This window comes from Aliterella sp. E5.1 (assembly GCF_057473825.1).
Genome location: NZ_JBYCCV010000378.1, coordinates 1 through 1392 on the forward strand (window position 1 = coordinate 1; position 1392 = coordinate 1392).

Genomic DNA, 1392 nt, shown 5'->3' on the forward strand with positions numbered 1-1392 from the left:
GTAGTACATCCGCTCTTTGGAGAGGGGCGCCATAAAGCCGCCCGCGCCGCCCCTGGGCATGATGGTGACCTTGCGGGCCCTGCCGAGGTCGGGCTGGGCCACGTAAGAAACGGCGTGACCGGCTTCGCTCGCGCCTCTTTAGGTATCCGCGCCGCGTCACAGCGCGCTTCATCCTCGCACCAGTCTTGCGGTAGATACAAACGTCTATCCAGAAAGCTTTGCACGCTCATGCTGACAAAGCCCAGGAACACCCCCACTTGGCAGTTTTCCACCTTGCCTAGACGTCCGCAATACTGCCTTTTGACCCCAGCCGAGTGTGCGCCTTTCTTGATAAAGCTGCTTTCATCCACCACACCCACGCCACCAAGCTCATCTGCTATGGCTGCTTGAGTAAGAAGCTGCCTCGCTATCTGCAACACCTCATCGGCGTCCCACGTCGCTTCATTCAACAAGCGTTGCAACGCCAAGGGGGTTTTCATCCCCAAGCGTTCTGCCAACCCCCAGCCGTTCTTCCTTTTTACGTCGCTCATCAAGCCTCTTACATAATCCTTGGCTTTCGCTCTGCTTTCACTGCGGGCAAAGCACCCTTCAACAAGGCCAAACATCCGCTCGAACCCCTCACCCCAGGTGTGACACAGCACTTCCGCTTTCTCCTGGCTAATCATCCCCAGAGTTTATGGCTAACTGATGTTGTGAAGTTAACCTACAGTCTTATGTTCAGGCAAAGCGCTACGGAAATCGGCTAGAGTAGGGCTCTGCGCAGCTGATGTCTTCACCCGTCAGTGAGGGAGGGATTGTGCTTGGATTCTTACTTATTGGCTTGCTGTTTTCGCAGGTGACGCGGTACCAGCAACGTGGCGTATCCTTGTACTCGTAGGGGGAGTTGCGAGTCTAGGGGGTGGCATTGAATTACGTCGCACGCGTGATCCCCGCGCTGATTACCCCTATCCCGCTCCAGAGAACCCTCTTGATGGCCGACGTCGTTAGCATCATTCATATGTGTTTCTGATCTGACGTCTCCCCTACCCTTATTTCCCCGGATGTTGAAAGCACCGACCGGAGTGACTCCACCTTCGCTCCACTATTGAGATGCACATTGCTACCCCGAGAGTCAAAGCCCCATCTCGTCAACTCCCACCGTAATAATTTTTGTATTTTTGTGTTTGCGCATAGTTGAATTTTTGATTATACGCATCGTTGTTGACACTTTGATTTGTTTTTACTAGTACTAGCATTGTAGTTTCATATGATATGCAGTTAATAAAAGATGCAATTTATAAGATTGCGAAAAAATTTGATATTAGTATATTATTATCTTATGCTGTTATGATACTAGTTGATTATTAGGAGGTGTCATGCACATCGTCTCAGTGATTTCACAAAAAGGAGGGG

Annotated in this window: 1 protein-coding gene; it reads right to left on the reverse strand. The window is 50.8% G+C overall.

Annotated elements, in window-relative coordinates:
• Positions 1 to 665: IS701 family transposase (locus tag AC2VE5_RS27445; RefSeq protein ID WP_486890694.1), on the reverse strand; the 665-nt coding region annotated here is incomplete at its 3' end.
• Positions 666 to 1392: the final 727 nt, after the last annotated feature.